The following is a 9120-nucleotide window of genomic DNA, read 5'->3' on the forward strand; positions in this document are numbered from 1 at the left end:
GACCGCGACGCGCTTACTGACTTAAGCGCTCAGCCGGCGGACAGCGTCTCGATGTCCAACAACGTGCACATCCGTTCGATCAGCGTGTCGACTTCGAACGGCTTGTGGAGGAAATCATTGGCACCCGAGGCGCGGAGGTCGTCGATCTTGTCTTCTTCGACCATGCCCGAGATGCAGATGATGCGCACGTCGTCCATGGTGCTGTCACCGCGGACGCGCTGGCAGACTTCCTTGCCGTTGATGTCCGGCAGCATGACATCGAGCACGATCAGGTCGGGGCGGTATTCCTTGACCATCATGCCGGCGTCGAAACCGTTGTTGACGCTACGGACCTCGAAGCGGCCGTCGCGATTCAGGACGTCGGTAATTAGCTCAACCAGTTCGCCGTCGTCATCGACGATCAGAACCTTGCGCTTACCGCTTTCCAGGGCATCGGTGGGGATGCCGTTATCACGCATAAACGCAAATAGTTCGTTGCGCGGAATCCGGCGAAAGCGGCTGCCGGGCACCCGAAATCCCTTGAGTTGCCCAGAATCAAAGCAGCGGATGATGGTCTGTTGGCTTACCTTACAGATCTTGGCGGCTTCGCCCGTGGTAAAGACCGTCTTCATAAATGCTAACCATCCCTCTCCCTAGCCGATGGTAAGGCTAGTCTCAGCGGGACTCACGGCCCTACGGCGAAGCCCTTGGTGGCGTCGCGCAAACGGGCGAGAGTACCTAGTCCTCCGTGTGACGCTAGTCGACAGCTAGCCCTTAGCACGCGGTATTCGTAAATCCTTTACGTCCCAGACCTTCTGCATTCGACAACCTTCTCCGGACCTGCCAAGATTGCCGATTTTGCCATCTACGAGGATTATAGCTGGCTTCCCATTAGAGTCAATATCGATCTGAAGGACGCAACATATGCTCCCCAAGCAGTTTACGGCGTTTGCACATCGGGCCGCGATATCTTGCGCGATGGCGCATTTAGGACTTTACTTTCCAAATGCGAGGGTCCCATAGCAAATCACCTTGCTACCTAAAGTCTGTAGCATTTTAGTCATCACACGACGAACCTTTCGCCTATGGCAAAAGGACGCATGAACGAGCGACAGAGTTTGGGATCTGTTCTTCGCTCCCGGCGGCTCGCCGCCGGCATTTCGCAGGAAGAACTCGCTGCCCGGGCAAAAGTGCATCGAACATACGTCGGGAGCGTCGAACGGGGCGAGAGGAATATTAGCTTGGCGAATATCCACGCTCTAGCGAAGGCCCTTCAGACGACTGCGGGATCCCTGCTTACCGAAGCTGACAGGATGATGGAGTAAGGTCGGTCGTGCCGGTAGAGTTTTGCAACAAGCCGATCACGTCACGCAGTAAGTTTACGCCGAAAGGGGGCCACCGATGCTTCCTACCGGCTAAGCATGACGGCAAGTGCCGTGAGTTTCCATTTCTCGACCACCTCGGCAACTACGCGCCACGTGTAGCGAAGAAGATCGTCCGTGATTCCATCATGACAACAGGGGCGTCCTGGAAAAGTGCCGACGCAGGGCCGAACCGTATTCGTCGATGGGCAATGCTTTTATCCGACGCGAAGCTGCTAAAGCTCGGCATCAACATGTCGAAACTCAAGCCGGTTATCGTCGCCAAACTTCGCGAAAAAGCGGCTGACTACAATGCCTGCATCTCCGTCGCCCAAAAGCTGACCTGGTTAACCTATGGAATTGAAGGTTGCGACGCCCCGCCGGATTCCATTAGAGGCTACCTCGAATCACTATTCGGCGCCATCGTGCCGAACACAACGACGTGCCTCGTCTGTAAAAAGCCAATCACGTTCGCATTGTTCCACGACGCCAAGCGCGGAAAGGCAGAAGTCGAGACGTCGCATAGCAATCCGCGCTTGCACACCACAGAAAACATCGGCTTTGCTCATCGGGCATGCAACATCGCTCAAGGTAACAAGACGCTTGATGAATTCTACGACTGGATCGCTGAAATTTTACTTCGATCAGGTTACGGTGTGACGAAACCATCAAAGCTCGTAATCCGGAGTGATCATCCGCTTGAGAACGCTTAGGGATTCGTCCCGCGTTCGTAGTAACTCCTTAAAAGACGCCACACGGTCCGTCCAAGGTCCGTCTCCATGTAGAATCGGAATCTCTAACTCTAGCAGGCGTTTCCCGAGGGTGCCTAGCGTTGACTGCACGAAAACAAGGTTCCTCAGCTGCATCTTTACCGACGGGAGATTCAGAGCGAACATCAATTCCGTGGCATCAAGTAACTGTGTACGGCTGACGCTGATAATACGGAAATGACTTTGCACAATGCAACGGACATTTGAAGGAGTTAGCAGAGCCGTGGTGCCGATTCGATAGCGACCATCGACGACGATAAGCAAATCCCCGGGCCGTAGCTGCTGCTGTGGCGCAAACTCAGCGTAGATGGACTCGCTCACCGCCTTAGTCGGATCGACCGATACTTCGAAATTCGTTACGTCTGATGTCCGCACGAAGGGGATTTCGCCCGTTCCGTAAGCATCCGAGCCGACTTCGTGGCCCTTACGTATTTTAATGGTGCGATTTTCGCAAAGTTCGGCAAGGGACTTAAACGCTGCCCCTTCCGTCAACGTTGCTTCTTCCCGCGTTAGCTGCCGGTCGAGGTAGTACCGGGGCACAAGATAGTCTTGATGTCGGAGTTCGACTCTTTTCCAACTCTTACTATTCTTCGAAAGCGGTGCAAAGTCGTCAGGATACGGTCGCCCGTCTTGAGTTCGCGTCCTTCCACGACGATCGTGACCACAATTCAAGGCAACCGCGATTCGAACGTGGCGTGACGCCTCCGCCCCCTTCGTGAAAAAGAGCACGTTGGTTTTGGTGTCCGTCCCAGGCTGGAATGTCGTTCGCGGACAGTCCAACAGCGAAGTAATCTTTCCCTGTGAACGAAGCCAGTGCCAGATATACCCCGCGCGTTTATTGCCGAAGACGCCCTCAGGGAGCACAATTCCAAGTCGTCCGCCCGGTTTCAGCTTGCGGACACACAATTCCAAGAAAAGCACTTGTGGGTCTTGTGTTGCGCAGGCCGTCTCAGTCATGTGCCAACCGCTTCCGTTACGGTCAATCCACGCATGCGCAAGCGCATATTCGCGAAGGACGTCCATGTCGCGCACCCCAATCTTTGTGCCGAACGGCGGATTAGTTAGCACGACGTCGAAACTGTTGTCACTCAATTCGCGTTCGCCACACTCCCGAGTGTCGAGCGCGTTCAGGTTGTAGAGTTTGGCTCGCTCGCCAGAAGTGATTCCAAGCAGCGCCGATGAGATCCGGAAAAGGTCGTGATCCTTGTCGATTCCCACGAGTCGTCCAGTCGGTGTGCACCCACGCGACTTTTCGAGCTGGTATCGGTGCGATTCCGAGAGGAAACCACCGGTCCCACACGCGGGATCGAGGACAGATTCGCCGGGCATGGGCTCGACCACCTCAACCATCGCCCGCACCAACGATCGAGGCGTGAAAAACTGGCCCTTATCCCCTCTCAGGCGCGGTCCGATAAGGGCTTGAAATGCGTCTCCGAGGACATGGGCGGGCGACTGCGAGAGTTGTACACCGTCAATGATTCGAAGTGACTCACGAAGCGCATTGTCGCCCATTCCAAATCGATCACGCTCGTCCACAACGTTCCCGTATGTCCGCCGGAGGAGCGGCACGAGCGTCTCGTCAGCGGTTGCTTCGGCCTCCAGAAAGCGCTTGACAACGCTTCCGCCTCCATTCAACTCCACCGCGAGCTTAGTTAGCAGAAGTAGCGCGAGGTCGGAAACCAGACGTTCCGCACGACTCGAGTTGCTGTTCGTATACAGGTGGAAATAGAGCTTCTTGAAGACCACGGATATGTCGGGCGCATCATCGTTGAAAGGAAGCGCAATCTGTTCGTTCCTCGCCTTCAGTTGGACCATCTGTATGAACCCCCATGCATGATTACTTTAAGTAGCATAACACCATGTGCCAGATGGTCAAGCCAATGCCGCATAACGCATCGACTTCAGCCTACCTGCCTTCCAGGTGTACCATGACCAATGCCAGATCGGCCGGTGTCAGCCCGCTAATGCGACTGGCCTGGGCCAGGCTTTCTGGACGCACGCGCATCAGCTTTTCGCGTGCCTCGGCCCGTAGCTGGCCGATCCGTCCGTAATCGAAGCTGGCGGGTATCCGCTTCTCCGACAGGCGCTTCTGCCGCTCGATATCCACCTCCTGGCGCGCCAGGTAGCCTTCGTATTTGATGTCGCACGTCACCTGGTAGGCGACCGCATCGGGCACCTGGGCCAAGGCGGGCAAGACCGCCACCACATCGGGCCAGCCGGCTTCGGTACGGCGCAGCACCTTGGCCAGCGGCTCCTGCTGCCACACCGTGCTGGCCAAGAGCGCGGCTGTCCGGTCGATCGCGTCGCGCTTTTCCTGGAACCGGGACCAGCGCACGTCGTCGACGAGGCCCAGCTCATGCCCCAGCGGCGTCAAACGCCGGTCGGCGTTGTCGTGCCGCAGTAGCAAGCGGTACTCGGCCCGGCTGGTGAACATGCGATACGGTTCGTCGACGCCACGCGTCACCAGGTCATCGATCAAGACGCCGATGTAGGCTTGCTCGCGGCCCACGATCATCGGCGGCGCTCCTTTGAGAGCAAGTGCCGCGTTAGCACCGGCAACCAGCCCTTGCCCGGCCGCTTCCTCGTAACCCGTGGTGCCGTTGATCTGCCCGGCGAAGTACAACCCGGCCACGCGCTTGGTTTGCAAGGTTGGCTTCAACTGCTCGGGCGGGCAAAAGTCATATTCCACGGCGTAGCCGTAACGCATGATCTCGGCCTTTTCGAGGCCGGGGATATGACGAAACATCTCGTCCTGCACGTCGCGCGGCAGGCTCGTGGAAACGCCGTTGACGTAGACCTCTTGCGTGTGCCGCCCTTCCGGTTCGAGGAACAACTGGTGTTGCGATTTGTCGGCGAAGCGCACGATCTTGTCTTCGATCGAGGGGCAATAGCGCGGACCGCTTGAGCGAATCTGCCCGGTGTACATCGGCGCGCGATCGAGGTTCGCACGGATCAAGTCGTGGACCCGCTCGTTGGTATACGTGATCCAGCAAGGCAACTGCGATTGCGCGAGCTTATCGGTGAGGAACGAAAACGGTTGCGGCTCGTCATCGCCCGGTTGCAACTCGGTGCGCGCGTAATCGATCGTGCGACCGTTGAGCCGCGGCGGCGTGCCGGTCTTGAACCGCGCGAGCTCAAAGCCGAGCCTGTTGAGAGCTGCGCTGATGCCGGCGGTCGTCCCTTCGCCAGCCCGGCCGCCAGGACTCTTGGCTTCGCCCGTGTGCATGAGCGCTTGCAGAAAGGTTCCCGTCGTCAGCACGACGGCGCGTGCCCGATAGATGGCGCCGCCGCGCACAGCGATGCCGGCGATCCGATACGCGTCGCCATCCTGCTCGGTCAGAAAGTCTTCGACGACTTCTTGGCGCAGCGTGAGGTTCGGCTGCTCCTCGATCAGGCGTTTGATTTCTTGCTGATAGGCTTTCTTGTCGGCCTGGGCCCGCGGACTGTGCATGGCCGGGCCTTTGCGGCGATTGAGCATGCGGAATTGGATGCCCGTCGCGTCGATCGCGCGGCCCATCAGTCCGCCGAGAGCATCAACCTCGCGCACGATCTGCCCCTTGGCCACACCGCCGATAGCCGGATTGCAGCTCATCTGGCCGACCGTGTCGCAGTTGGTGGTGAGCAGAGCCGTACGAGCGCCAAGCCGTGCCGCAGCGGCCGCGGCTTCGGTCCCCGCATGCCCTGCGCCGATCACCAGAACGTCGTATTCATACTGCGAAATCGCCATTCCGGCATGATAATTGGCGGCGGCGCTGAGCGACAAGCGGGCCAGCGTAGGAGGGTGGCTCTTATGTAGGGTGCTCTGCGAGCACCAATTGTTACGCGCGCCTTTGGTGCGCAAAGCGCACCCGCCATTCGTTATGCCAATGGCTTGCCCAAGAGCTCGCGCTTGTGCTTGACGAACTTCATGTGATGGTCCAGATGCCCGGCGTACGTTTTTACGAGGTATTCGAGCGTGATCTCGCCCGTCTCGTTGTGGTGTCCAGTGCGTTGGAACGCCGCGTCGGGCTGCCGCTTGAGAATCTCGCCCATCATCCGCCGGTTCATGGCAAAAATCTCGCAGGCCGTTTCGGCATCGAGTTCGTCGTACAGCAGCCGCTGGGCAAAGCGAGTTTCGTTGTAGCCGATCAACGTCGGGTGGTCCTCGGCGATCACGCGTTTCATTCGATCGGCGGCGATCAGGTCGCTATCCATCATGTGCATCACGATCTGCTGAATGCTCCACGTGCCAGGCACGGGAAAGGCGTTGCGCTCTGTCAGCGACAGGCCGCGGATCGCTTGCTTGAGCTCGTCCGCGCCCGCGATGTAATGGTCGATCCACGTCCGGTCCATGCGTGTGCTCCTTTGGCGTTCTGAGAAAGTTGTCTGGAGTGCTGTCGCCCGACTGGCGGGTTCTACGACCCGACGGAAATCGCTTGAAGAGCGCGCATCAGGAGGGTTCCAAGGCGGCCTCGGTTCGGTCGAACCAGCCCGGAGGATACCAATTTGCCCCGCTTCGGTAGCCTGCCTAACAGGGCCAACTTTTTATTGACCGTGCGGCTTTGGATGCCTTAGAATCCGGACAGATAAAAACCCGCCGATGGATACGACCCGCCGTCGCGTTCGGACCGACCAAGCCCCGGTCAACCGCCGCGATACGATACGCCGCGTCCGGCATTGGAAGATCGCCTGATCGCGGCCCGCGTTGACCCGCTTTGAAAGCGAGGACCCGCCATGTTGCGAATCGACACCGGACGCACGCCTCAATATTGCGACGGCCTGTCCCGCCGCAGCTTCGTGCAAATCGGCGCCGCGGGAATGGCCGCCGTGGGCTTGCCGACGATTTTGCGCGCCAAGGAAGAATCGGCGCAGCGCGGGCTGCCGCGCAAAGATACGTCGGTGATCCTCGTCTGGCTCGACGGCGGTCCCAGCCACATGGACCTGTACGATCTGAAGCCCGAGGCGCCGACGGAATATCGCGGCCTGTGGCAGCCGATCCCGACGAACGTGCCGGGCATCGAAATCTCGGAGCTATTTCCGCGGCAAGCCAAGGTGGCCGACAAGTTCTCGATCGTCCGCTCGCTGCACCACAACACGGGCGACCATTTCGCCGGGGGGCACATTATTCTGACCGGCCGCAGCGGCGCCAGCGGCGCCGATCAGGCCGGCAAGTATCCATCGATCGGTTCGATCGCCGCCAAAACCTTGGGACCGCGCGTGCCCGGCATGCCCGCCTACGTCGCGGTGCCGTACGCAGCCAGCATCGGCATCCGGCCTGGCTACTTTGGCGCGAATTATCTGGGCCGCGAACACAACCCGTTCGAGACCGACGGCGATCCGAACAGCGACAGCTTCAAAGTGCAGAATCTCAACCTGCCGGCCAACATGTCGCTCGCGAGGCTCGAGGATCGGCAGACGTTGTTCCGCGATTTCGATCGCATGCGCCGCGAGGTTGACTCTTCAGGCGCGCTCGATTCGATGAACCGCTTTCAGCGCAATGCCTACGAAATGGTCTCGGGCGAGGCCGCGCGAAAGGCATTTGATCTCAGCTCTGAAGATCCTCAGTTGCGCGAGCGCTACGGTCGCCACCAGTGGGGTCAGAGCATGCTGCTGGCTCGCCGCTTGGTTGAAGCGGGCTGCACGTTCGTCACCGTGCACCTCGGCGGTTGGGACCATCACTGGGATCTCAAAGCGGGCATGGATAACTACCTGCCGCGCGTCGACGCCGGCATGGCTTCGCTGTTCCAGGATCTGAGCGATCGCGGACTGTCGGAGCGCGTGCTGGTCGTCATGTGTGGCGAATTCAGCCGCACGCCGCGCATGAACAATGGCGGCAACGGCGGCCCACCGTTGAGCATGGGCACCCCGGGTCGCGATCACTGGGGCAACGCCATGTTCTGCCTGCTGGGGGGCGGCGGCATTCGCGGCGGACAAGTCGTGGGATCGACCAACCGACTGGGCGAAGCGCCGAAGGATCGCCCTCTGACGGCCGGCGACCTGCACGCGACGATCTACCACGTGCTGGGGGTCGATCCGCACACCAGCTTCCTGAATCACTCGGGCCGACCCGTGCCGGCCATCGACAGCGGCGAGATCATCCACGAACTCGTCTAGGGCGAACCTCGCGTGCTGGTCAGCTAGGTAGTGGGATCAGATTCATTTGAGAAGGAGGCTGAATGCATTTTCTTCCCGGTCTTTCACGCTAGTTTCATATAGCGCTTTCCATTCGAGTGCCTCATGCTCGGCGACCAGCTTTTCCTCGCTAAGTTGTTTGCGGATGCGCTTCACCATCGCGTCTGCTTGCCTCCTGCTTATTCTTGCGGCCTCTTCTCCCAGCCGGCGCTCGCCTTGGGCGAATGCCAAGCAGGCGATCACAGCCGTAAGCCACAGGAGATCGCGAATTGAGAACGTCAGCCATCTCATTTTCCTTCTCCCATCCTTGGACTTCTTCCTTCGGAAGGGCGTCCTCTACGCCGCCGACCGCTCGATAAGCTCTTTCGCCGTCCAGAGGCTATCGGCGATGCCGCTTGCCATCGCTGGCGTACGACGATTCAACGCTTCGTGCCTCCGAGCGAATTGTACCACCCCACGAAGATCCCTGGCATGTCCATATGGTGTTTCAGGCTCTCCGGAACCGCGAACGTCTTCCTTCGGGCTTGCCCGATGTGAATAATGCTCGCAGGCTCGTCGGTTGTATTCGGTGTTCGTCCGTCGGAGTGAGAAGCTTTGTACGCCCGCCTGCATACCTGGTGGACCATCCTGCGCATTTGCCTGGAGGAGCGGCTCGTCTACCGGGCCGACTTCGCGCTGGGCACGCTGATGCGGTTTCTCCCCTTCGTGACACAGGTCTTTTTGTGGAGCGCTGTGTTCTCCGCGAGCAACCGGCGGACGCTGGCCGGTTACACATACGAAGAAATGGTCGCCTACCTGCTGCTGACCAACGTCAGCCGGGCCTTTTCCAGCATGCCGGGCCTGGCTTCGACGATCGCCCTGCAAATCCGCAACGGCGAAATCAAGAAGTTCATGATCCA

General features: G+C 59.3%; 8 protein-coding genes. 3 read left to right on the forward strand and 5 right to left on the reverse strand.

The features are described from left to right. Nucleotides 1-29: 29 nt before the first annotated feature. Nucleotides 30-611, reverse strand: a complete 582-nt coding sequence (locus VHD36_16110) for a response regulator (GenBank protein HVU88848.1) — start codon at nt 609-611, stop codon at nt 30-32. 701 nt (nt 612-1312) lie between these two features. On the opposite strand from VHD36_16110, the gene VHD36_16115 reads away from it, so the two are divergent. After that, nucleotides 1313-2053 (forward strand): hypothetical protein, encoded by a 741-nt coding sequence (locus tag VHD36_16115; GenBank protein ID HVU88849.1) that lies wholly within the window; start codon nt 1313-1315, stop codon nt 2051-2053. On the opposite strand, the gene VHD36_16120 is transcribed toward VHD36_16115, so the two are convergent. The 3 genes from VHD36_16120 to VHD36_16130 form a co-directional block, all read right to left on the reverse strand. Then, nucleotides 2009-3925: an N-6 DNA methylase gene (locus tag VHD36_16120; protein HVU88850.1), complete on the reverse strand. Its 1917-nt coding sequence runs from the start codon at nt 3923-3925 to the stop codon at nt 2009-2011. The two genes, VHD36_16115 and VHD36_16120, sit on opposite strands and share 45 nt — an antisense overlap. Nucleotides 3926-4016: 91 nt before the next feature. Further along, nucleotides 4017-5837, reverse strand: a complete 1821-nt coding sequence (gene mnmG, locus VHD36_16125; GenBank protein HVU88851.1) for a tRNA uridine-5-carboxymethylaminomethyl(34) synthesis enzyme MnmG — start codon at nt 5835-5837, stop codon at nt 4017-4019. Nucleotides 5838-5968: 131 nt separating this feature from the next. Then, nucleotides 5969-6442 (reverse strand): DinB family protein, encoded by a 474-nt coding sequence (locus VHD36_16130; GenBank protein HVU88852.1) that lies wholly within the window; start codon nt 6440-6442, stop codon nt 5969-5971. 381 nt (nt 6443-6823) lie between these two features. Between VHD36_16130 and VHD36_16135 the strand changes: the two genes are divergently transcribed. After that, nucleotides 6824-8203, forward strand: a complete 1380-nt coding sequence (locus VHD36_16135; GenBank protein ID HVU88853.1) for a DUF1501 domain-containing protein — start codon at nt 6824-6826, stop codon at nt 8201-8203. A gap of 42 nt (nt 8204-8245) precedes the next feature. Here the strand turns inward: VHD36_16135 and VHD36_16140 are convergent, their stop codons facing one another. Further along, nucleotides 8246-8512 carry a hypothetical protein gene (locus VHD36_16140; protein ID HVU88854.1) on the reverse strand — a complete coding sequence of 89 codons (267 nt, stop codon included), beginning with the start codon at nt 8510-8512 and terminating at the stop codon, nt 8246-8248. Nucleotides 8513-8815: 303 nt separating this feature from the next. Between VHD36_16140 and VHD36_16145 the strand changes: the two genes are divergently transcribed. Beyond that, the coding region (locus VHD36_16145) for an ABC transporter permease (protein HVU88855.1) at nt 8816-9120 on the forward strand (305 nt) is incomplete at its 3' end.

The sequence above is a fragment of the Pirellulales bacterium genome, from assembly GCA_035546535.1.
In the GTDB taxonomy this organism is placed as follows: domain Bacteria; phylum Planctomycetota; class Planctomycetia; order Pirellulales; family JACPPG01; genus JACPPG01.